This is a genomic window from Peribacillus sp. NPDC097284 (assembly GCF_044761765.1).
Taxonomy (GTDB): Bacteria; Bacillota; Bacilli; order Bacillales; family DSM-1321; genus Peribacillus.
The window spans coordinates 96,570-120,675 of sequence record NZ_JBIWCZ010000010.1 but is presented as its reverse complement, the minus strand read 5'-3'; the positions used below and the strand labels follow the sequence as shown (position 1 = coordinate 120,675).

Below are 24,106 nucleotides of genomic sequence, written 5' to 3'. Positions count from 1 at the left end.
TAATCGATTTACTAAACAGTTAATCAATGGTAAATTCAAAAGGGAGGTAATTAAAATGAAAAAAATTAATATTTTGGTTATACTAGCACTTATTTTTTCACTATTTACTGGAGTGAAATCATCGGAAGCATCCAGTAATGTAAAAGTACATTATCTTAACATCGGACAAGGTGATTCAATTCTTATTCAAACACCAAATGAAAATATACTAATTGATGGTGGAGGTAAGGGTAAAGGTGATGAAGTTGTCGCCTATCTTAAAAAGCAAAAAGTGAAAACTTTAAATGCCGTCGTATCCACTCACCCAGATGCTGACCATATCGGTGGACTAACCTATGTAATTGAAAAGATGAAAGTAAAAAAAGTTTATGCACCTAAAGTAAGTCATACTACACAAGCCTATAAGAATTTTTTAGCAGCTGTAAAGAAAAAAGGGTTAAAAATAACACCTGCTAAAAAGGGCGTGGAAATTGCTACTCAATCAAAAAACATTTCACTGAACTTTATTGCACCTGTTAAAACATATAGTAAAAGTGACCTAAACAATTGGAGTGCGGTTCTACTCTTAAAACATAATAAAAAATCATTCTTATTTATGGGTGATGCAGAAGAGAAGGCAGAAAAGGATATGCTTTCTAAGAAAGTGATTCCAAATATAGATGTGCTAAAGGTAGCTCATCACGGAGCTAAAGAAGCTACTACTACTGCTTTCTTAAATAAGTCTAAACCAAATTATTCTATTATTAGCGTAGGTAAAAATGGATACGGTCACCCTACCTCTTCTGTTCTTAATCGTTTAAAAAAGGTGAATTCTAAAGTATACCGTACAGATAAACAAGGGAATATTATCTTTACCTCGACTGGTACTAAACTTACTGTAAAGACGGTGAAATAATGAGAAAAGGTATTATTGACCGCTTCGAAGGAGAGATTGCAGTCATAGAATTTGATGAAGAAATGAAAGATATATCAAAAACTAGTCTTCCTAAAGGAGTGAAGGTTGGAGACGTTCTTTTATTTAATGGAGAATCAATTACAATTGATAAACAAGTAACAAAAAAGTTGAAGAAAGAAATTGATGAATTAATGGATGAGTTATTTGAGGATTAATTTACGAACGGGGCTGTCCCAAAAGGTGTAATTACACCGAAATTGAATAAATAGTAAAAGGCAGAAACGTTGATTTAACAACATTTCCGCCTCTTTTTTTTGCGAAATTCACTGGAATAAGGACTTATTAGACAGCCCCGTTCATTTTGTGTAATATTATAAAGCTATATTAAAGGTAAGGGTTGATTTTTCGTAAGGCGGTATTGCTTGTGAAAAGTTATACTTAAACTAATGGGGCAGTTTAGTTGAACAAGAAAAACGAATAATGCGTATTTGACACTAAAAAACGATGTAGGGGTGAAATGATGAAATCGTATGTTATACCAATTTTAAAGGGAATCGCAACAGGGATTTTAGACGCAAAGAGGGAGAAAATTAGTTTTACTATTACTTGTTCAGAATGCGGAAGTCTTGGAGAATTAGGAAATTATTTTTCAAAAGAATCAGGAGATATAGCAGTTGTTAATGGTGACGGAATCGGTGAAAATGAAGATAAAATTGTATCAATTCGATGCAAGAAATGTGGAAATGAAATAGTCAGTTCAGAATTTTAATGCACAGTTCGATTCTATTGTGAAGAAGTATACTTAAGCTAAAGGTGCTTTATTAAAAAACGGACATCAAAATACAATGAGCTTGGAGATACATTTTCCAGCTCATTTTTTGTGCATTTTTAAATCAACCGTTCCCTTTAACATAGCCTATTATAATTACTAGTTACATTCTCCATTTTCACATAATTAAATTTACAAACTATTCTTTTTTATGCTTTTCTTCATCAAGTGATATCCACATCATCCCGCTCGATTGTATTTTTAATAATTTATAAAGGTAAAGCAATTTGTTGCGTCTCACATAATGAATCTATTCCTTTTTCAATTGCTTGCAATACTGAATCTTTTGCAGCTGGTGTATTTATGTTATCTTGCTTAATCATTGATTGTTTCAATTCCTCTTTATAGATGTGTGTCTGTACCAGGTCACTAGCTATTCTATCAATGTTTTAAGAAAATTCTAATAATATCCGTGATTAATATGGCAAACCCACACACAAGAACGCTCTGTGTCTCTCTTAATGTTCTCTGAGGATAACACAGTTTGCACTTCGTAACAAACAACATTGCTTAATAATCTCGATATCTTCATTAATAAAATCGATATTTTATTAGGGAATCGGCTTGTAAAATTCCATGGTGTGTGTCTTTACCTACTATGCACTTTCCCATAGAACACTTGTGCTTAAAATGTGGAAATTAGCCCCCTGTTAAAGCTAAAGGAGTGTTCATACTTCTTCCACTCTAATCATTAATGACATACATATAGAATAAGGTTTTGATTAATAGGACAACAATTAAACTAAAAGTCTTGATAATTGATTCTTCAGTATTGACTCAACATTTTCAAATTCCCAAAATGGAATCCTCAATAATTTAATTCCTTTAATTTTGCAGTATTCATTCTTCATTTGGTCATGTAATACTATTTTTTCGTGATTGTCACCTTCGTATTGTTTTTCAAAATGATACTCACCGTCATATTCAATTAACATTAACAGGTTCTCATTTTCATCAATAATGGCAAAGTCGAAACGCAGTTGACCGTTACCAATACCTATTAAATTATCGAAACTGTATTGAGACTTAAAATAGAAATTGTTTTCTCCAAGCCATTTTCTAACCTTGCTCTCCCCATGACTTTCACCACACACAATACATCTTGTACCCTTGTTTAAGAACTGAGCAGGTGAAACACTCCACAAACTACCACATATATTATGTCTCATTTCAATTGGCTTTCTTGTTGTTTGGTATTCGCCTATGACAGTGTATTCTTCTCCAACAATAGCTTTAACCTCTTCCTTGAATACATCTATATCTTTCCTTAATATGTCTGCACGTTTTTTTCTCGCACATTTCATACAACCACCATCGCTAGTGAGAACAGTTGAAGGCAGAGTTTGAAAATGGTCCAGACAAATATTGCATTTCATTTCAATCTTATCTTTATTCTTAACATACTTCCCAATAACCGAATATCGTTCGCCATGACGTTCTTTTACTTCTGCCTCAAATTCTTGATGTGTTTTCCTTTTTCTCTCTGCATTCTCAATTAATCTACAAGGTCGACAGCGCTTGCCACTTAAAAAGTTATTAGGCTGAACTTCATACATATTTCCACATTCGTTATGCCTCACGACTAATTTTTCATCGGACTTGATATATGTTCCAACGACGGTATACTCTTCTCCAACCAACTCATAAACAGCTCGAACATAATCGTCGTGGGTTGTTCTTAAATTTAGTCTTGGTTCATTTTTAGTGCATTGTTTACACCTATGTCCGCTTTTTTTTGATTCAAGGAAACTATGAGGGTTTAATTGAATTACCTTTCTGCATAAATTGTGTCTTATAGACAATCTTGTTTCCATGTTTTTATAGGTATCGAGAATCGTATACTCATCTCCAACTATAAATTTAACCCTTTTAACAAATTCTTCGTGGGTCAATTTTACGCTATTGGATGGTTTATTTTCTCCAGTTAAAAAACAATTAGTACATGTTGCACCTTTTTTTCTTTGTTCAAGGAATCCCCTAGGATGATATCTTCTTTCAAAATTACATACATTGTGCCTTATTAATACTTCTGTTTTCCTATCTATAAATGTTCCTATCACTGTGTATTCATCACCAATAACATCCTTGACCTGTTGGACAAATTTTTCATGAGTTAATTTACGTGACGGTTTATCGGCAGTACAATAACAATTCTTACATGAAGCGCCTTTTTTTCTTTGGTTAAGGAATGCCCAAGGTCGATATTCCCTTTCGGTGTTACATACATTATGTTTTATCAACACTTTTGTTTTTTCATTTACATAATTACCAAGAACTATATATTCATTGCCGATTAAATCTTTCACCTCTTGAATAAATTCGTCGTGTGTTTTTTTAACACGCGAACACTTCTTACATCTCTGTCCTTTAATAAATTTTGAGCGCCTGACAGGGTAGACTTTGTCGCAGACATTATGTTTAATCATTACTTTAGTTTTGTCATTTATATATTCACTTTGAACTGTGTAATTGTCACCTTCCAATTCAAAAACTTCTTGAACAAATACCTCATGTGAAATCCTTCCCATATAGCAATTTATTTCCCCTTTCGTCTTCCAATATATTTTTTACTCATTTACGTAATCCCTCGTTCCCACAATCTATAGAATTTCCAGTTCCAATTGATAATGTCTAGCTATATCATATCTCTCACAGACTTACCCTTCTTGATACCACTCAACAGCGTGTTTTGCCTTCTCTGACTTCATCCCATTTAAAGTTCCAGTTATTACGCCGTGAAGTTTTAATTAATGAAGTTCGATGAAATGATTGAACCCTTTATGGAAGAACTAAATCATTATTCTAAATGGAAGGAATCTTATTCTTCATCAAGAAACCTACCCTTTCATTTATTTTGGGTAGGTTTCTCTTCTTTGTAACAGCAACTAAAAGATAAGCCCGAGCCATACCCAAAGTGGGTTGCTACACTTACAAGAATTATACTTTTTGTTTATATAGTAAAGGTTATATCATTATTTTACTTTCTTACATGTCGGACACCATTGACCTTTCTTGAAATTTGACAGACTCTTTTCAAATCGATGCCCATTTTCACATTTCCATAAAAGTTTTTTATTATAACTTTCATAAACACGAGAAAGACATTCCCCATTTTTTTCAGCTGCCAACAATTGCATATCCTCTATGGAATACTTTCTAAAGAAATTTGCTCTACTCACTTTTGCACATTCAGGGCACCATGAACCTCTATCCACTTGATGATAACTAGTATCCCAGATATGACCACAACCACACTTCCACGTAAGCTTCTTGAATACTCCTAGGTATTCCAAAGACAAACACTCGCCACCCTTACTAATTGCTAACTGTTTAGCTTCCTCAATAGTTTTCAGGACATTTCCTGAGCAATCTGGACACCACCCACCGCCTTTAATAATGCTAAACGTAGTATTCCAAACATGACCTTCCGCACATTGCCATGTTAGGTGTTTTAAGCTACTTTTAAATTCAGAAGATAAACACTTGCCTCCATTTGCTTCTGCGATTTTCCTCATATCTTCAATTGAATACTTTCGTTTAGCATCACCAATTTTTTCTTTCTTGCATTCAGGGCACCATTTACCACTTTTTACACTAGCTGGTGTTGACAAAAATTCATGTTCATTTTCACATAACCAATTCAATTTTTCCGTAGCCCCATTGTAATACTTGGAAAGCAATTCACCGTTTCTTTCTTTTGCTATCCTTCGTAACTCTTCATAAAAGGAATTAATTAAATAGAATTGACTCATTTTTTCTAGAACATGCTGTTTCTGTTTTACTTTATAACCGTTTTCGACTATGAATTTATAAAGAAATTCTATTTTTTCTTCATCATTGATTAAGTTAAATGGAATTTCTACTAATAGTATTCCTTTTTCTTTACTTAATCTTCTTTTTTCTAAATCTCTATTTAATTGTTCCTCAAAAGCACCTTTTTTTTGATGAAAGAATGGATGTTCCTTACTATGTTGAATCCCTTGATACTCAAATGCTAGTTTTAAATCCTCGTTATAACCGTCTAGCTCATAGCCATTACCTAATACATCTCTTCTGGCAGGAAATTTTTTATCGAAGAAACTTTCCAAAATATACCTACTTTTTTGTTCGTTTAATTTCCGATGGCAATAACCACACCATTTCCCTTGTTGGGCGTTATTATAATTCATTTCAAATACATGCCCACCAGAACATTCCCATGTTAGTTTCTCATGAGCATTTACATATTCACTCGAGAGACATTTTCCTAATCGACTCTTAGCTAACTGATGGGCATCTTTAATGGTTTTCGGCTCGTTTCTGGCACATACTTTACACCACTTACCGCTGTACACATTAGAGTAACTTGCTTCCCATTTATGACCTTCTGCACACATCCAGGTTAATTTTTCACTAGTATTTCTATATTCCCTAGATAGGCATCTACCATTTTTTTTTGCTGCAAGTTGCTGTGCTTTTTCAATAGTGTTAGGTTCAATTCGAGCACATACTCTGCACCACCTTCCACTTCGGATGGAATCATATGGTGCCTCCCAAGTATGCCCTTCCTCACACTTCCATGTTAATTTCATTCTTGCATTTATGTATTTGTCAGAGAGACATCTACCTTTTTTCTCTTCCGCTAACTTCCTAGCATGTTCAATGGTTAATCGTCTAGAGTTTGCAGAAACTACTTTATTATCATTTATAACAGTTAGTTCTGGGTTTGCAGCTCGTTCCCTTGCACAAGATGGACACCAAACTCCCCTATGTATCATAGGGGAGGGAATTGCATCCCATTCATGACCTCTGGCACATTTCCAAAGAAGTTTTTTAGTGACGGAAACAAACTCCTCGGACAAACAACTTCCACCAAGGTTTTTTGCTAAAAGACGCATGTCTTCGATAGTATATTTTCTTTTTTTGTCTGCTCTATTTTTCACATTGCAAACAGGACACCATCCACCGCTTTTAATTCGGGAGTATGGCGCTTCCCATTTATGACCTTCTTTACATTTCCATAGGTATTTGTGATGAATATTATAATATGTATCCGATAAACAATAACCTTCTTTACTTCTTGCAAAATCAATTAAACTTTGAATGGTATAACCCTTATTCCCTCCCATTTTGCAATCTCCTCCTTTAACCGTTCTAAATGCATTATATTTTAACTTAAAAGAAATGTCATCTTATTTTTCCTGTTATTTCCTAACATTTTTCATTACTACATTTTTTCTAATTATAGGAGACACTTTTTCTCATTATAAAATCAGAATTTTATTAATTAAAAGCCAAGGTTTTTAACTCATATATTCCTATTATTGATAGTGTCTTTAACTTTTTTGTAGGCAATTTTTACACTGCCCTTATGAGACAATCCTAATTCTTCTAGTAATATAGATGGAATTATGATGCCCAATAATGAGTTACCGACTTTTACGATTTTTCTCTCCAATTGGAATCACGTACTTGTAATGGAGAAGCAAAGAAACGACACAAGATGGCAACTATCTTGAGCAAGTTATTAAGAGTGTCGTTGATAACTACCTTAAGGAAAAAGGTTTATGAAAGAGATGCGTCCACACCTCTTTTGTTAATCCGCCTCTCCCTCTTGATATCACCGAACTGTCTTTAGCACTGTTTAGCATTTTAGTTTCTGCTTTTCGCACTGCTATTTTAATAGTAAATGTCCTATAAAAATTGCCTTTGCAGAGCAATAAAATTTATAAATAAGTAAGAATAAAAGTGGAGCTTTTCTTTTCACAATGCAGTATTATCTGTTCGAATCGGGTCTATTGTGACGTGTTCCTATACCTACGATGTACCTAACCCATAGATGAGAGCGTTAATATCTTGGGAAATCCCCCCCCCCTCACCTTTTCCACACGCATAATGGCTCTACGGGGGAAGATTCATATCCCAGTCATGCTGTGTCTTCTTTTTTCCTATAACAAAAAGCCGAGAATTTATCCTCGACTCTTTCATCAATACCTATTTCTAAAATAATCCTTCGAACTCCCGACCGAGTCCTTAGAAGGGCGGCGTTGCTCTATCCAGCTGAGCTACCTTATATATCACTATTTGTTCACGCTCATGTATAACGGTCACTTTTCCAACTTGGACCGAATGACTAATTTAAGTATAGATGGTTGAAATGACTATTGCAATTTAAATAGAGAAAGTAATTTTCTACAGTTTATAAAATTAGACTAAGCCTTTACCATATAATAAAATCTTTATTGACAAAAATCTAGTAAATAAGACCAATCAAGAACATAGATTATTTTAGCTTTCAATTATTAGTCATTTTTTGAGGGAATCGGAAAAGAAGTATTGTTGTTATTTGAATCTATAAAAAAACAGGGAAAATCAAAGGATAATAGATATATATAGGTTTGACTTTATATAAATATCTATATCCTTGCAACTTCATTTTCGTTTTCAAATACCAAAATATCACCATCTTCAGAAATCTTTACTGCAAGTCCATATCTTGATGCACCAAGTGCAGCTAAAGTTCTTGCTCCTCGATAATTCTTCTTATTATTAACATTTTCACTACTAAACATTTCACCTGCAGAGTGAATATTTAAATATTTATCTATTATTAGTCCCCCATCTATCGAGCAAATGAGTTCAAATAAGAAATTATCACAATCAAGTATGTTAATTTTCGTAGCATCTTCATTTTTAATTAATACATTGAATTTGTCGAAAGTCAGCTTCTTTGTAAGTAACATTCTGAAATATAGTTCATCATTTGTTATATTCTTTTCATTCAAAATGCAAATCAATGAACCAATATTTTTATTAGATAGGGACTTTATTGAGTCATACAAATCAAGAATTTTAGGAATAAGATTGTTAATTTCTTCCAAAGTATAATTTAAATTAAAATCTTCCTCATATTTTTGAATCTCGGTTTGTCTCATGACAAAGTGTGAAATAATATTACTTAAAAGGAAATAGTTTCTTAGTTTCCAACGTCCATTTGAATAAATAATCAGATTTTCATAAGAAGCACTCCAAAAAATTTGCTTTTTTTCGAAATAAACAAAGTGTAAATCTCCAATATGATTTCTATGCCCCTGTTTTAGTTGTTTTACTATACCTGATAGAAAAGTATTATGTGTTTCATAATGATTAGCAGTGGCATTTAAATTTTTTATCAATTTATATTGCAAGGAAGTATGTAAATCCATATATTCCCTTATCTTCACAATTTCTTCTTCATCTAATTTTTCTACATCTATTTTATCTAAAACATCTTCTAAATCTATCGTTCCTTTATCTAAGTCAATTTTGTATTCACTTGCAACTTTATGAATTATTTCTTCTATGGCGCTTCTTATACTTTGCTCTTCACTTGAAAATTCTGTTTTTTTAAATTTAATTTGAGAACCTAAATAATAATCATGAGAAGAATATTTAATTTCACTTTCCTCAAAAACTCTAAATCTGTTCATCATAATATTTTTTATACTGGATTGCTCCTTCTTCTTACGAGCCACTCCAATTACTTGATATTTTTTATTTAAAACTAAACATACAGACTGAGAATCAATTAGTTTTAACGCTTGTTTTTCAGTAATAAAATATTGCAAACTTTGTTTGTACGGGGTATAGCTAATGTTTAATTTCTCCAATACTTTCTGTACATTTATATTATCCTCTCTAACTATAATAAACCCCATCTTAGTATCTTCAAGTTCATAAGTCTTAATACAAAGTTCTTTAAGAGTTTCTATAAAGTTTATCAATGAATTATGGTTTTTATCTATTAAACTATAAGCTAGCTCTTCCACAAATATTTGCTTATAAGTAGCTTGGTAAGGTAGATTCTCAAACCTTTCATAAAAATCCAATAATACACTTTTTATCTTTTGTGATAGATTATTAAATTTTTTTTGATTAGTTTCAAGAATCTCTTTTGTTAAGCTTTTAAACACAATATCAATATCATCTTTATCGGCAAGATATACAATATCAATTTCTAATCCTATAAATTGATTAATACTATCAATATAATTAGAATAATAATCCTTCATTCTCACAAAATTTACCACATCATTTTTTCTCCCAACTTTTTTATTTATTTCGTAAACTAAATGCTTAGTGAGTCAACTGTACTAAACGCTTTATTTATAAGTAACATTATAACAATATTACCATTAATTAGATTTTAATGTACTTAAAATTTAAATACAATAACCAATTTCTTACCTATAAAACATTCAAAGTTGCTGAAAATATCGTCACCATTCCATAAATAAAGAAAGAGACTCTTTAGAGAGTCCCTTGAAATCCTTTGCTTTCTATATATGTTAATGGAATAATGTTCTTTATTTTATAAGAGTATTTATTACTCTCTAAATTATTATAGAGCTTTTCTACCTTCTTACAAAAACCTATCCTTTAAATGAAATCCAAAACTTTTTAACATAATCATTATCAATTGCGATTTGTAGTTAGTCATATTCTTTTGAGTTTTTTTGCATACGTTGCAGTAACTGATTATTTCGATGTCCTAATCTTGAGATATCTTCCTCGGAAATTACCTCAGGTGGTTTCATTATGTTTGGACTTTGCACTAAATCAAAATAAATCGTTTGATTCCAGTAATACTTTAAACAAAGTTCTGCAATATCACGGAAATCAAAAACTATAGTTTCTTCTATTGTAGATTAATGGACAACTCCACTAACGCTTTTGACCATGCCATTTTATATGTGTTATCAAAACTACAATTTAAAATTAAATCGTACCATTTTTTTATATAATTATTCACCGGTTCATCCTCATCAATTTACTTTTATAAGCAGCCTTTAAATTATGCGACCATCAAAATTATCCTACTCACCTTTCTATTATGGTAAGTGATGTTGGTATATTAATATTCTAATGCTTTTCATGAGGATAAAATCAATAAGTTATAGGATATTGGAATCTCCACTTTTAAAATAAAGTTATCGAGTGTACTCAAAATCTATGCTGTGTGAACGAACCGACTATATGTTATCACTCTCAGAGCACTCCCTAAAATGTGGAAATACACCCCATCTATTTAACATAAAAGAAGAGACCCCTTAGAGAGTCTCTTGCAATAGTTTTGCTTCTAATTCATTCTTTCTGTTAATTAGTGTTCGTTTCTTTATTCCCGTCATTTCTTCAACTTCTTTGTATGTATGACTCTTAAGCAATTCTAAAGCATGTAGTACTTGTTGCTTGGAGTGTTTTCTAGGTCTGCCTTCTCTGAAATCATCACGTTGCTTAGCCAATGCTTTACCTTCTTGAGTTCGTTCCACAATTAAGTTACGTTCTATTTCAGCCACAGCGAGCAGTGTAGTCAAGAAGAACCTTCCCATTGTTGTATTCTCCAATAATCCAACATTTAACACATGAACTTTAATACCTCGATTGAATAGGTTCTCAATTACTTCAATGCCTTCTCTTGTGTTACGGGCAAGACGGTCTAATTTAGTTACCACCAATGTATCGCCTTCTTTTAATGCCTTAAGTACCTTGTTGAACTCTGGTCTATCTGTTTTAGTACCTGTGAACTTCTCTTTATATATAACCTCGCATGCTTCCGATTGTAACGCTTGGATTTGAACATCCAAATCTTAAAGTTTGTACTTAGTCCCTACAAATATTAAAAACATATTTATTTGTTGTTAGTACTCTTAAATTAAATTTGTCTATAATTTAATAACCTCGAAACGCTTCAAAAAAGTCTAAATCTCTTGGTATACCTATAAATAGAGGGGTAGCATATACTATCTTTTGTTCTGAGTCAATTTGTTTAACTAGGCAAAGTCCTGCAAATTCAGCATTCCTACTTAAGCTTGATATGGCTGTTTCAGTAGTAACCCATTTAGGATTCATAGTCATAATTACTTTATAATCCTCATATACTTTCCATAAATGAGGTTCCCTGTCATGGTCATATTGACTTTCCCGTAATTTACGGCTATTTTTTGAATTGAATCTATCATTAAATTCTATTAGTAAACCATGTTTTATATCATCAAATTGCAGATTTCTAAATGATAGTGTTTTGGGTTTAATTCTATTAACTATACTCCTAAAACTAAGTATTAATTTATGTAATTCTATTCCCAAATCCTTCAATCTGCCTTTTCCACTTAATTCCTCAAACTCATTTAATGGAACATTTAGGTCTGCAGCTAACATGGAAAAACGTGGAACATTTATATAGTATGGTTGCCCCACATTAACTTTCCATACATCTTGAGATTTTATACTCATAAAATCATTCTCCTTATGAAAACTAATTATTTTTATAAATCACTTTTGACAAAATTTATTTTATATTACTTATAATTTGTTCATATAACTTCCAAATTTCTTCAGAGTATTTATTTACGGACTGAATAACACTAGCCCTACTTTTTCGTGGTATCCTCCAAAGATTGCTATTCCCAATTTGTTCATTATTGTTTTTAAGCAGCTCACTAAATTCTGCCATATTTACTACTAACAAATTTCTCTTTTGCTCTAAATTTTCATCTAGAAACTTTAGCTTTGGATTAATACTTTCATCTAAAAAATCATGAATAATATGAATATCATCAATACAAAATGAATCCATTCCAAAATCCTTTTTCTTAAAAAAATTCATCATAAAGTTAACAGATAGTAATGCTTCAACTTGATTTATGGTTTCTTTATCACTATCATTTTTTTCCTTTTTATTAATCAATTTTATTTCCACTTGTTTAAGGATTTCTTTCTTAGACACCGAAAAGACTAGTTTGAAAATCCCAATAATAATATATAAGAATAAAATAACTATCAATATTATCATCAATAATGAGAAAGAATACTCCTTATCAAGATTTCTCTTTATAGGACCTACTTTATCATCAGTTCCAGAATATTCTGTGGTATAAAACATTACCCCAGATAAAGTAAATATTCCTGATAGAACCCAGAATACCGCATTTAATATCTTTTCAAATTTCCCCAAAATAAAACACCCCATATAAACGATTAACCCAATTATATATTTCCATAGAGATTAAAAAATGTATTTTTATGATTTAATTATTTTCATACTTTTATATATTATCAACAAAATAGGAAGGCTATGCATTTTAGCTTTCCTTTTACTCTTATATACTTGTTAATTTACTAAATCCTTTAACTTAATCTATGAAAAGAACTAACTTTACCAGCTCAATTTGTAATGTTTCCCCCATCAACTTCTATTATATTATAAATAACAACATCGGAATAATATAAAATAATATTAAAAAATATTTTCGCTATCGAAAAACATCTGTGACTTCCTATATCTCTTTAACTTTTATGACTATTTCGAAAGCATCCCTTAGATTACACTTGATAGACCTGAGTAACTTTTTGAAGCAACAAGACTGATTGCAAATCGAAATATATGGTATTATAAATTGGATATTGACAACAATACTACTGTCTTGGCATTAACTTCAGCTATACGATGAATCGAGACGTTGATTATACAGAACGTGAGCTTTTAGAAGGATTTGAAAGCCTTTTAAAATCTGGTGATAGAAAGTACTTTAACACTTTATATTTCCACTTAATTTCTGGTGTGATGAAAAATCCAGAACTACGCAACATAAAGATATGGGGAACATTCCCATCTTCAAGTTCTGCAATTAATCAAGAATTAGAAGAATTGAAAGAAAGATGTCGTTATTTAACAGGAAGAAGAATGACCGAGCCTTTATTTATAAGACATAAACAAGTAGAAAAAAGTCATTATACAGCTCATACTACTAGGTTAAGTCAAGGCTGTAAAATACACTTTGATTCAATAATATTGAATCCATACTATAATGCAAGCAGAATAAGAGGAAAAGAAGTTTGTGTAATTGATGACTATCTTACAAATGGAATTTCGTTTGAGACCGCTAGAAATTTATTAATACAAGCAGGAGCAAGCAAAGTAATTTTATTGTCGCTGGGTCGGTACAAAAGAGGTGCTAGGGGAATCTATCAACACGAAGTATATAATATTACAGGAAAATCTCTAACCCTGGTTATAATGATGAACTTGTTTCTAGAAATCATTTAATCGGAGATTATGATTTGCGAGCGAGAGACGAAGTAATGAGAATATATGAAATTTTAAACGGTTAGTTTTTAGTAGTTTATTAGTTTTCGTACCCCAAGGTATTCAAGCATCATTTTAAACAAGTTAAATTAAAGTGATGCTTTACTTCTTTTTAAGTTACATTTTTTCTTTATAAGTATTTAATCTTTAGAGAAATAAAACTTCATAAAATCACAGTTTTATTAGTTTGTGTAAAGATATCATGAATTCCGCCTTTGTTATTTGACAAGTTACACCCTTTTATAGATACTCTTTTCGGACTTCATCAATTTATTACTATATGTTTAATAACTCGACCACACTAATAGATAGCTGTTAATTGTTTCGTGTCGAAAACTGACCGATTGCTTATTATGAAAGAGAGTAGCTTCTGCATCACCAGACACTAACAAGGGTTATACCTCAGATTCAATCCTAATTCACTTAACTAAAGACCTCTTAATTAACACTACGAACCTTTATGAACGTCTTTGACTTTGTGCCTAAACGACTCACTAAACTCGTAAAATGACTCATTCTGGAGTTTAATTTGTAAAAGACAAAATAAGAACTTGGAAACTCCATTATTTACGGTTATAAATTAAAGAATGCTATAACAAGCTAAATTGCATTGTTTTGGTTAACTAAATAACCTCTACTCCTTTACTACACCCCCTTAACAAATATGTTAATTTGTGGTAGTTTTACTTTAAAGTAAAACTGTTATTTGATTTGATTTCATTTTTAATTAAAGGAATGAGTTATATGGAAATGCATGAATTACCAAACAGAAGATTTTATTATTCTATTCTATCTATGAGCTTCGAAATGAACCAAAATATTAGAGGGCGAGCACTTTACTCTGGACTGTATACGTGTATATATTCTTATTATGAAGAATCATTAGCTTTATTAAGAGCAACAATAAAATTGTATAGTACAATTACCGAACAAGAACAGAATTATGAAGACAGTTATTCCGATTCAAGTTCTAGAATATATACATCGTTTGAGTCTGAAGAAGATGAAGAAACTGCAGAATCATATAGAGTTGCAGCTTTCAGACTTTTAGAACATAAGAAGGTTTATTACGATGATTTAGAATTAGAAAAGAACTTATTTTCATTAGGAACAATCGTTCAATTTCTAAGTTTATTTGAGTCAACTTTGCATTCTCTTTACAAAAAATTAATAGAAATTGATACTCACCTTCCAAAGGTTGAAGTTGTTTGTAAACGTGATAAAGGAATAGTAAAATATCTAAAGTATTTTGAAAAGACACTGATTACAAACTCGATTCCTGTATTAGTCGGAACTTCTGATTTTCAAAAAATACATCATTGGATTGATTTTAGAAATAATATTGTTCATAATAACAACGAATCAACAGAAAAGTTAATTGGCGTAATTAATCAACGAAATCTTAACATAACCTCATATAGAGATAAACTTATCTTTAATGAAAGTAATATTAGGGATTTAGCTGATATTTGTGGTATAACTCTCGATAGTTTGATAGAAGGAGTATTTAGACCATTCTTTATCCAGACTGGTGCTATAGTTGTTTGATGAACACTGTACCATGCTGGGCTTGTAGTTCTGACTCAAGTGATGATTATTACTTCATGTCCAATTTATCACTCCAATAAAATGAAGGGAGTCTCAATTAAGAGACTCCTCTTTCATCAGATACTCCAGCCGCTCCACCTTTAAATTTTTTTCTATCAGTCTTGTAATGGAACTCTGCATTGGGTAGTGCCCATACAGCAGTTTGTTCTTTATGCACCCATCTTGTGTAGTAGTTCTTTGTCACTGAATTATTGATTTGGAAATGTACACAGTACAGGATTTCCTCTTCAAACATCGCTTTAAGATATTCTATAACAGACTTTCTGTTTATTCCTGTATCTTTTACAATTGTATCAATTTTAATAAAAGAAATTGGAACGTTGCTTACACCATAAAATAGAAAACCTATGATATTAAGATAAGTTGCAAATATCTTTGGTTTATAATCGCTTTTCATTCCAACAATCTTTTGAATATCTTTGTAAAACACCTTAGCAAAATTATATTCTTCGTCCTTACCTGTTGGTTTGAAAAAGTAATTATTTGAAGGTTTTAAGTCATTTACCATACAATCCATTGCTATATCTTTGTAAATCCCTATGTGTCCCATCTCTTGCAATCTGAGTAGGGATTCTTTTGTTCTTTCCTTTGTTGTACTTTGTTCCGTACTCATACCAATGAATCTCATCATATGATTAACTCCAGTATAAGCTGCTTTTTGAAAGTTATTCGCCAACGTTTTAATGATTGTTAAATGATAAACATCTAATACACCATTCTTGCCTAGACTCTTAGTTTCTATGAGTGATTTGGAAATCTTGATAAAAGATTCTTTATCTTCTTCTTGTTTCGAATTTGATTTTGTTTCTGTACTCACTATTATCATGCTCCTTCTAATTTTGTTTTTTAATCTTCCCACCATTAAAGGCGTTTCAGAGAGGCTTGTTTGAGGGGTGCAAAAGGAGGCTTTGCCGACTTGCGCCCCTACATTTCTATCTATTATAGTATCTTTTATCTATTTATCTTCTATCTATTCCCCCTCTGAAATCATCCAATTCCTCTGAGAAATACTGATGTTTCTAAGGATAGGGGGTAACCTGTTTTTTAGGTGTTGTTTAAATACTAGACACCTTATTTTCAGGTGCGGTTTAGAACAATCATCCAAAACCCCACCTGCTTTTTACCGAAAATTATATATTCTGAGCCCTATTTCGGTTTCAATATTTCTCGTGCACGTACTTTTCCGTAATATTTTGAAAGATTCCCATCCTTATTTGCCAAGGCTTCTTCAATTCTTTTGGTTGCTATTTGTCCGCTATAGTAATAAAAGAGGTGTTTTTTTATCTCTTCATATGACCATTCACGTTGGCTATATTGAACAATTTCACCCATTTGGCTTTGGATACCTCTAATTGAATCCCGTGGGTTGTGTGTCTTATTAAACCAAGGACACAATTTGCCTATAACCCTAGCCTCCTCACTTTCTATGAGTTCTTTCGGTATTTCCACAAATACCACCGATAATTCTAAACCTAGCCCTATTCTCTCTTGAAGTCCTTCAGTAACATATTGTTTTGCATTCTTGCCTTTAAGATATCCATTAACAAATCTATGCCTAAAGCACTCAGCTTTACCAACGTACCAAAAATGTCTATGAGTATGGAAAATGTAAAGTCCACTTACTCCTTTTAAACTTTCAATCATGTTTGGTACTTCATTAAACTTTACCTCTGTTTTCTTATACATCATGTTCTCCTACGTTTTAAGCCAGCACGGCTATTATTTTTCTATAGCCGTTCCTAGACAACGCAAAAAGGAGCGAACTACATGCAGTCCCCCCTTTAGAAAACACACTTATCCCTGTCGATTATAGGCATGAATTAGCCTTTTTTCCTATGAATACTTCATAGGATTACAGAATATATAAGTGTGCCTCCTAATGAGGCGGTTGCATGTAGTTCAACTCCTTCATAGTTTATTTGATTAATGCTCTATGTATTTTCAATATTATTTATATCCAATATTATAACACATTTCATTTCGTAATTAAATAGTTTTTATTCGAATTACATTTATTAAACATATTTCGAAAAAGGATACTCTATTCACGGGTATCCTTGATTTTCACTACCTGTTTTACCTTCTTATCTTCCACTAGTAGGGATGCAATCTAGACAAAAAATAGGAGTGTATCGAGATTTGTATTATTAATACTGCGAATTATTGTTTTCTATTGGCAACAAAACATCAAAATATCGGTCTCGTGTCGAATACTTTTCACACCTTGTTAGTGTGTATTAAGGTGCTAACAGTCTTTCATGGTATAAGATGTTAGAAAGTAACACTCTAGCTCTCCAAAGCAGAAAAATTATATTTAATTAATCAAAAACATAGACATATGCCCTATCTTGCTCAATACTTACCTTAAAGTTATCATCAACATTTTCAGCTTTGTATCTTATGTAATTGATGTCCAATTCACTTAAAACAAATTCAGCAAATTCATCTTTATAGTTCCTAGCCCCATCCACTTTACGGTTCATTACTCGAGATACACTTCCAGTAATCAAATCAGCCACCTGAACGAGGAAAAAAGAACTTGATGGAAGGGAATTAAAATCAGAAAGTTTCAAGCTATCTTCAAAGTAAATCTTGAATCTCTCCATTAGTAGTTGCCTTAACTCTGTCATTCTCAGTTTATCTGTTCCTTCATCTTCGTCCTTATAATAGTATACATCTCTAGGTAAACCCATTCTTCCTGTACTAGTTTCATGCTCAATTCCTAAATGAATGATTTGATAATACAGTGAGAAGATAATCTCATCCAAACTCTTCTCCCTAATTTTACTCTTGTTAGCGGCTACCACTTTGAAACTAAATACATCTGATTGAGAAAGTACTTCATTAAAGAATTCTTTATATATATCAAGTTGCATTTTCTTCATCTCTGTGAAATGGAATTCCTTTGGTATTCGAATTCCGTCCTCTACCTTAGCCCTTACCCATTCTTTTAAGTGAGAGTTAAGTTTTCTTGCTCGTGTTGTATCAGGTATCCAAAGACTTCCTACAATAGCAAATGATTCACTGCCAGTTTTTCCACTTTCATCAGCATATACATAAAGCGATGGAACTGCAGGTTTTGTTGCAAGTGCTTTTTCCTTTTCAATCTCTTCCTTATCTTGTCTATATCTTTTTATCTTCTCAGATGTTGGGAGGTAAAGTTTATACTCGTTTACAATCTTTGCTCTTGCTCTTGCAATAGATGTTAACCTCTCAAGTTCATACATTTTCTCAGGATGAACTATATCACCCTGTTTGTATCCTTGAAACTCTTCCCAATATTTTAATTGTAGGGTAATATCAGAGTTCCTTGTTTCAGGATAAAGGTTCAGTACATATGCCACTTTCGATAACTTGGTATCTAAATCACCACTTTGAACTTTAATTTGTAACAATTTCCTATCATTATGTCGTTTAAGTTCTCTTTTAAGAATTTTCGCCTCTTCTTCACTTTCAGTTCCTTCTACATTTATAATTCCATTTTGCTCCTCCAATATTAATCCCTCCAATGCACCTCTTTTGAAACTATTTTACCATATTCTTCCGAAAACTTAATGTATTTGTTACTTAATTACTCTTTTCGGCTATCAGAATTTCAAGAACCACACTATTAAATTAGTAAAACCTTCCCAAATACCTTCTAGTATTGCTATACGGGGTACACCATTGCGCAAGATTGCAAAATGAATAATGTTGAAGGGTGTAGCGTTACACTACACCCTTCAACATTATTACTATAGATAATTACTAGAATTTACACTTACCCTCTTCTTTCTCTATTCATTCTAGGGATACTTGAATAACTTGTTAAAATACTATGTTGTTCAAACTTCCTTTAAGCCCTTTGCAAGTTTACATAATTTAAAGTAACATCTAATGTTGCAATGACCTAGCAAGCCGTTGAAGCTTAAAAGCGTCACCTCCGCTAGTTATAAAGTGTTTTGCAAACTCTCCCCATCTATTAAATATCGTGTCTGTTTCGAGTTAACAAATTTTCTATAAATTCCAATTTGTCTTATCTACCACTAACCTTTCTATCTCCTGCACTTTTAAAAACTTTCTTTCTAAATAAACTGATGAGTTATGGTAAATTAATCTTGAGATTTTTTTAATTTCAGGACCCGAACCTGTCATTAATCTAAAACTTTTACCACCCTTTCTTTGGTACATACTTACTTTAATTTGGTGCCTTTCAAAGTAATCAATGAATTGTTCTAAAATCTCTTTTGAATTTCCAACTATCTCAAAAGAATATCTAAATCTATTAAGGTCTTCTTTTCTGCGTGTATATGAAAAAGAACCATCTCCGTCTATGTAACCCCTGAGAAAGTGACGTATTAAGTCTTCTCTTATAAAAGGCATTGCAAGATTATTGGTCTTATTCAATATAATATTTAGCTTAACAAGGTCTTCGTATAATATTTGTGAATTTAATACAAACCTTGCTATTCGACACTTGCCAAACCCCCGGTTAGAAGAATCGTTTTCAAATTCATATATTTGGGTACTGTGAGCCTCAATGTGTTTTCTAAACAACTCTAAATGAGCTCTATCAGTATATTTAAGATTAATTTGCAGTCTATAAGAATTCCATTTACTTGTTTTAGTAACAGAACCATCAGCAGCTATAAATCCAAGCCAATAAGCTTTTCTTTCATTATCGATATCTGCGAAGAAATGCTCATTAAAGAAATGTTTTCTCATTCCTCGAACTCTTCATTAATCTTATTTTTGCCACTACTTTTATCTGAATTTAAAATTTTCTTTAGCTTTTTTCTTTTTCTTATCATTTTCCAGTAATTACTAACTCGTATATAATTGCATCTGTTAATATTTATAATAATGTCTGAATAAACAGTTATCCTTTTATCATATATCTCGTAAATTCTTAAATCACCAACTACCTCAACCATCTCAGCAAGCCAAATTATCTTGTTCAACTTCATTTGTGCTTCATATAAAGTTGCTGATTGTTTTTCATATATCTGTCTGTACTCACTTAATACAGATAGCTTCATGTAATATTCAGGATAATTCGGTACTGCACTATAGAATGAACGATTTATTGAGGAAACATTACTTGATGGCTGAAAGTTATCTGCATAACATATTTTATGAGCAACATTTAATTTTCGAGGTATTAATTGTGTAATGATTTGTAACTTTTCCAGAATGTCTATTGAGTTATTTGTAATTGTCTTATTTTGTTTTTTGCCGCTAACATGCTTTAACTGAATCATGATATTCTCTGCATCAAAAAACACTAAACCTTTTTTCATACCGTAATAGTTAAGAAAGGAAAGTAACTCATTAAAAGCCATTGCTTCTGCCACACTGCTTTTTGTTTCATTTACTAGAATCCTTTTTCTAATTATGCTCTTATCTTCAAACACGATGAAAAATGCCAGAGAAGCTTTATTGTTTTTCACCGAAGCATCTGTGTAAGCTATAAACATAATTCACCTCCAATAAATGATTAATAAGGAATAATATTCCTTGCATAATTATTATCCTACTATCTATTATATTTCATTGCAAGTTAATTTTTTTGATTAGAGTGAATATTCCACCTTAAACAAAACCATTGCAATAACAATGATTTTTATTACTTTTTAATATTTCCTCTTATCAAACACTCTTAAAAGCCCCTTAAACAAAATTATTGCAATATATTTAGCAGTATTAATTTTATTTATATTTTTTCAATGTTAATTTAACTCAGCCTTCGTCTCGTGTCGGTTATTTTTCAAGCTGTATTGCAAGTGTTGACCTACTATGAACTCACTTAATACACACAGATTGTCATATTTGATAATATATCCTCAATCCTTTTCCGTTTTACAATAAAGTCACCATCACTTAAGTCTCTTTTACTGTTGTAACTATATTCATAAAAGGCTGTCGTTTTATGATTATAATCAACCATAGTGATAGACGCTAACTCGAAAGTCCCTAAAAATCTATCTCCTGACTTTATAAAGTCGGGAATTTTTAATTGATATTGATTATAACCAATATTTGTTGCTGATTAGTCATAATAACCATTCGGATTTTTATATTCTAATTTTATCTCTTGGCATCAACCGCAACTGTTACATTACAACCAATTATTACACTAGAATTTTCAACAGATATACTGTCTAGTACAGGTCCTGTTGTATCAGAAGAATAAACTGTATAAATTTCCTCCATCCCCCCCATCAAATATCAGAATATATTCTACTTCCACATTATAACAATGCAGACTAAGCCTAACAGTCCAGTTACCTTCTCCAGAATAATATGTGTGCATTAAAACTTTAGGCTATGTTAAAGTTATTGGTTGATTTTGAATAAATCATCATCTTTTGTGGTATCCTGACCGTATAAATTACAAAAGGGGCAATCCAAATGACTTTAACGAACATACTGGCTGATATTTCTTCTTTAAACGATAGGGACAAAGAATCCATTTTAGATTATCTAACTCGCCATTTCTCGGTTTCGGCTTCCCAACAAGGAGCTTTAATTGGTGAATTGAGAGAGAGAAAGTTTTCTCATGGTTTTCATTGTCGGCATTGTGGAGGTACATCAGTGGTTCGTTACGGGAAACGAGACGGTCGCCAACGTTATAAGTGCAAAGACTGTCATAAATTAAGCAGTGATTTGACCAATTCCCCTATGTATCGTTCGAAAAAGGCAGAAAAATGGATTCCATTTATTGAGTGTATGTTGAATGGTCTAACACTTCGTGAAACAGCTTTAAAAATTGGTATCACTCACGTAACGGCTTTTTACTGGAGGCATAAAGTGTTGTCTGCTCTCGCAAAAGAAAGTATTGGTATATTTGAAGGACTGGTAGAAGTAGATGAAACATACTTCTTAGAAAGCCATAAAGGACGAAGAGTTATTCCGAATCGTAAACCAAGAAAACGTGGCGGTCCTGCTACCAAAAGAGGTATCTCCAATGAACAAGTCTGTGTCTTAGTCGCTAGAGACCGAAACAAAACAACCCTTTCAAAGCGAGTCGGTTCAGGTAGAATTCTAATGGAACAAATTGATACCACCCTTACATCGCATTTTAAGAATGATACGGTGCTTATTTCCGATGCTCACAATTCTTACAAATCTTATACGACTAATAATGATGTCGAGCACGTCATCATAAACGGCAGTAAGAAAGAGTATGTAAAGAGAGGCATCTACCACCTCAATAATATTAATAATTACCATTCCCGTTTAAAGAAATGGATAAGTCGTTTTAATGGTGTTTCTACGAAGTATTTACAACTTTATTTAGTGTGGTTTCAATTCCTCGAAAATAGAAAAATAGAAAGCGATTTGAGCAAGAAAAAGCAAATGCTTATCTTGGCAAGTGTTCATGGAACATGGGAAACCGCAGATAAGTTAAGACTGAGAGACTATGCATTCTAAGTGCCAATATTATTCGTTTTTTAGGAAATAAAAAATGCACATAAAAATGAGCTGGGGAATGTATCTCCAAGCTCATTGTATTTTGATGTCCGTTTTTTACTAAAGCCCCTGTTAGTTTAAGTGCTAACATTCACAATGTTCCCTTGTTTCTTCGTATCAGAGGTCAATTTCAATTTACTTAATTCTATTGTTCTGAAACCTAATTAAAAATCGGTAGTATCCTTCAAGAACTTATTATATGCTTTTGAAGTGATTAAATTTATAATACAAAAACCTATGAATGAAACAACTCCAACTACCAGCAAATAAATTGCCTTATTAGGTGTCGGATTTTCTACAATAAAAGCCATAATTATAGTCATAAACAGTGAAAAAGCAATAGCTTTTTTTACTACCAGTTTATTATTTATTTTTTGCACACAAACACCTCCTTTACCCTTTTTTCTATACAAAGCCCTATTCATTATTATGCTAAACTGCCCCGTTAGTTTAAGTGTAAAACTTCACAAACTCGTTCTCATCCTAACATAAATATCCAGTTGACGTGAATTTAAATTAATCTGATGTAGGGTAGGTATCACCATGCCTTGTTACTATAAATCAACCTTTTCCATTAACATAGCCAAACTTTAAAAGACGGTTCTGATACATTACTTCTAGAAAGATGAGCTTGGGTATAAGTTTCAGAAGGCATTTGATAATCTATCGTTAGATACTTAACCCGCGTAAGGCTACTTCTATTCCAGCCAAGCCCATTGTTATTTTTAATATTTAGTTATCTTTTGAAGGTTTGGTACTACGATATTTTCATTTCAACTGAAATAGTATCAACTCTTTAAATAAAAGTAAAAATGTACTACCCCTAAAGAATGTTTAGGTTGGTTATTTATAATCTCGTTTCTTCTCCTATATCATCTGCCGTGTTGGGGTTAAGTAAAACAAAGACTCCTCTTTTCTGTTCTGATTCATCCCATTCTCTAATTAAGGAATAACTATAATCTCCTTCTAAAACTGTTTCTCTTCTAATAAACTCCAGCCCCTTCTTATCACCATCATAGTTTTGTGATTATTTTACCACTTTCAGTAGATGTCACATTTTGTCGATTAAACAAAATCGTGTAGACGAATATTTAAGGATGAGAAAGAAGAGAAAATGCAACCAAAAGAAAACCCAATCTTAAAAAAGGGTTGGGTGTGGGTCTGGTAGTGCTACCACCTATATTGAATTACCTTTCGCTTGTAATGGTGATAAGGCAAC

18 protein-coding genes are annotated in these 24,106 nt (G+C 32.1%); 6 read left to right on the top strand and 12 right to left on the bottom strand.

Going from position 1 to position 24,106, the window contains the following annotated elements; all coding sequences use genetic code 11:
• The first annotated feature begins 55 nt into the window (after nt 1-55).
• The 3 genes from ACIQXU_RS16710 (at nt 56) to ACIQXU_RS16700 (ending at nt 1,664) form a co-directional block, all read left to right on the top strand.
• A complete protein-coding gene (locus tag ACIQXU_RS16710; RefSeq protein ID WP_402991071.1) occupies nt 56-895 on the top strand; it encodes a ComEC/Rec2 family competence protein in 840 nt (279 codons plus the stop codon).
• Nucleotides 895-1,110: a DUF3006 domain-containing protein gene (locus ACIQXU_RS16705; protein WP_402991068.1), complete on the top strand. Its 216-nt coding sequence runs from the start codon at nt 895-897 to the stop codon at nt 1,108-1,110. Before ACIQXU_RS16710 ends, ACIQXU_RS16705 begins: the two co-directional genes overlap by 1 nt.
• A gap of 305 nt (nt 1,111-1,415) precedes the next feature.
• On the top strand, nt 1,416-1,664 hold the full coding sequence (locus ACIQXU_RS16700) for a hypothetical protein (protein ID WP_402991066.1): 249 nt from the start codon (nt 1,416-1,418) through the stop codon (nt 1,662-1,664).
• A 797-nt stretch (nt 1,665-2,461) separates the two neighbouring features.
• Here the strand turns inward: ACIQXU_RS16700 and ACIQXU_RS16695 are convergent.
• The 6 genes from ACIQXU_RS16695 to ACIQXU_RS16670 form a co-directional block, all read right to left on the bottom strand.
• Nucleotides 2,462-4,252 carry a PDDEXK family nuclease gene (locus ACIQXU_RS16695; protein ID WP_402991063.1) on the bottom strand — a complete coding sequence of 597 codons (1,791 nt, stop codon included), beginning with the start codon at nt 4,250-4,252 and terminating at the stop codon, nt 2,462-2,464.
• A 444-nt stretch (nt 4,253-4,696) separates the two neighbouring features.
• The gene (locus ACIQXU_RS16690) at nt 4,697-6,832 is read right to left on the bottom strand and encodes a zinc-ribbon domain-containing protein (protein ID WP_402991060.1); all 2,136 of its coding nucleotides are present in this window, start codon (nt 6,830-6,832) and stop codon (nt 4,697-4,699) included.
• Nucleotides 6,833-8,119: 1,287 nt separating this feature from the next.
• Entirely contained in the window at nt 8,120-9,772 is a 1,653-nt protein-coding gene (locus tag ACIQXU_RS16685) for a hypothetical protein (RefSeq protein WP_402991056.1), read from the bottom strand.
• Nucleotides 9,773-10,792: 1,020 nt separating this feature from the next.
• Nucleotides 10,793-11,326, bottom strand: a complete 534-nt coding sequence (locus ACIQXU_RS16680; RefSeq protein ID WP_402991053.1) for a recombinase family protein — start codon at nt 11,324-11,326, stop codon at nt 10,793-10,795.
• An 85-nt stretch (nt 11,327-11,411) separates the two neighbouring features.
• Nucleotides 11,412-11,975 (bottom strand): hypothetical protein, encoded by a 564-nt coding sequence (locus tag ACIQXU_RS16675; protein WP_402991050.1) that lies wholly within the window; start codon nt 11,973-11,975, stop codon nt 11,412-11,414.
• A 55-nt stretch (nt 11,976-12,030) separates the two neighbouring features.
• Complete coding sequence (locus ACIQXU_RS16670; RefSeq protein WP_402991048.1) at nt 12,031-12,696, bottom strand: hypothetical protein; 666 nt, start codon at nt 12,694-12,696, stop codon at nt 12,031-12,033.
• 492 nt (nt 12,697-13,188) lie between these two features.
• On the opposite strand from ACIQXU_RS16670, the gene ACIQXU_RS16665 reads away from it, so the two are divergent.
• Nucleotides 13,189-13,788 (top strand): phosphoribosyltransferase, encoded by a 600-nt coding sequence (locus ACIQXU_RS16665; protein WP_402991045.1) that lies wholly within the window; start codon nt 13,189-13,191, stop codon nt 13,786-13,788.
• A 783-nt stretch (nt 13,789-14,571) separates the two neighbouring features.
• Nucleotides 14,572-15,375, top strand: a complete 804-nt coding sequence (locus tag ACIQXU_RS16660; protein ID WP_402991042.1) for a hypothetical protein — start codon at nt 14,572-14,574, stop codon at nt 15,373-15,375.
• A 97-nt stretch (nt 15,376-15,472) separates the two neighbouring features.
• Here the strand turns inward: ACIQXU_RS16660 and ACIQXU_RS16655 are convergent, their stop codons facing one another.
• The 5 genes from ACIQXU_RS16655 to ACIQXU_RS16635 form a co-directional block, all read right to left on the bottom strand.
• Nucleotides 15,473-16,252, bottom strand: coding sequence for a hypothetical protein (locus ACIQXU_RS16655; RefSeq protein ID WP_402991039.1), 780 nt, complete (start codon nt 16,250-16,252; stop codon nt 15,473-15,475).
• A gap of 329 nt (nt 16,253-16,581) precedes the next feature.
• Nucleotides 16,582-17,121 (bottom strand): hypothetical protein, encoded by a 540-nt coding sequence (locus ACIQXU_RS16650; RefSeq protein ID WP_402991036.1) that lies wholly within the window; start codon nt 17,119-17,121, stop codon nt 16,582-16,584.
• Nucleotides 17,122-17,753: 632 nt separating this feature from the next.
• Entirely contained in the window at nt 17,754-18,929 is a 1,176-nt protein-coding gene (locus ACIQXU_RS16645) for a DUF3800 domain-containing protein (protein ID WP_402991033.1), read from the bottom strand.
• Nucleotides 18,930-19,431: 502 nt separating this feature from the next.
• Nucleotides 19,432-20,139 carry an LAGLIDADG family homing endonuclease gene (locus ACIQXU_RS16640; RefSeq protein WP_402991030.1) on the bottom strand — a complete coding sequence of 236 codons (708 nt, stop codon included), beginning with the start codon at nt 20,137-20,139 and terminating at the stop codon, nt 19,432-19,434.
• Nucleotides 20,136-20,891, bottom strand: coding sequence for a hypothetical protein (locus ACIQXU_RS16635; RefSeq protein WP_402991027.1), 756 nt, complete (start codon nt 20,889-20,891; stop codon nt 20,136-20,138). Before ACIQXU_RS16635 ends, ACIQXU_RS16640 begins: the two co-directional genes overlap by 4 nt.
• Nucleotides 20,892-21,825: 934 nt before the next feature.
• On the opposite strand from ACIQXU_RS16635, the gene ACIQXU_RS16630 reads away from it, so the two are divergent.
• Nucleotides 21,826-22,848: an IS1595 family transposase gene (locus tag ACIQXU_RS16630; RefSeq protein ID WP_402991025.1), complete on the top strand. Its 1,023-nt coding sequence runs from the start codon at nt 21,826-21,828 to the stop codon at nt 22,846-22,848.
• Between the two features lie 203 nt (nt 22,849-23,051).
• Here ACIQXU_RS16630 and ACIQXU_RS16625 read toward each other — a convergent pair whose 3' ends face one another.
• Nucleotides 23,052-23,267, bottom strand: coding sequence for a hypothetical protein (locus ACIQXU_RS16625; protein ID WP_402991022.1), 216 nt, complete (start codon nt 23,265-23,267; stop codon nt 23,052-23,054).
• Nucleotides 23,268-24,106: the final 839 nt, after the last annotated feature.

Coding starts and splice junctions, on each gene's coding strand:
- ACIQXU_RS16665 (WP_402991045.1), top strand. CDS start 13,189: ATGAATCGAGACGTTGATTATACAGAACGTGAGCTTTTAGAAGGATTT.
- ACIQXU_RS16660 (WP_402991042.1), top strand. CDS start 14,572: ATGGAAATGCATGAATTACCAAACAGAAGATTTTATTATTCTATTCTA.
- ACIQXU_RS16695 (WP_402991063.1), bottom strand. CDS start 4,252: ATGGGAAGGATTTCACATGAGGTATTTGTTCAAGAAGTTTTTGAATTG.
- ACIQXU_RS16705 (WP_402991068.1), top strand. CDS start 895: ATGAGAAAAGGTATTATTGACCGCTTCGAAGGAGAGATTGCAGTCATA.
- ACIQXU_RS16710 (WP_402991071.1), top strand. CDS start 56: ATGAAAAAAATTAATATTTTGGTTATACTAGCACTTATTTTTTCACTA.
- ACIQXU_RS16675 (WP_402991050.1), bottom strand. CDS start 11,975: ATGAGTATAAAATCTCAAGATGTATGGAAAGTTAATGTGGGGCAACCA.
- ACIQXU_RS16650 (WP_402991036.1), bottom strand. CDS start 17,121: ATGTATAAGAAAACAGAGGTAAAGTTTAATGAAGTACCAAACATGATT.
- ACIQXU_RS16690 (WP_402991060.1), bottom strand. CDS start 6,832: ATGGGAGGGAATAAGGGTTATACCATTCAAAGTTTAATTGATTTTGCA.
- ACIQXU_RS16640 (WP_402991030.1), bottom strand. CDS start 20,139: ATGAGAAAACATTTCTTTAATGAGCATTTCTTCGCAGATATCGATAAT.
- ACIQXU_RS16635 (WP_402991027.1), bottom strand. CDS start 20,891: ATGTTTATAGCTTACACAGATGCTTCGGTGAAAAACAATAAAGCTTCT.
- ACIQXU_RS16700 (WP_402991066.1), top strand. CDS start 1,416: ATGAAATCGTATGTTATACCAATTTTAAAGGGAATCGCAACAGGGATT.
- ACIQXU_RS16630 (WP_402991025.1), top strand. CDS start 21,826: ATGACTTTAACGAACATACTGGCTGATATTTCTTCTTTAAACGATAGG.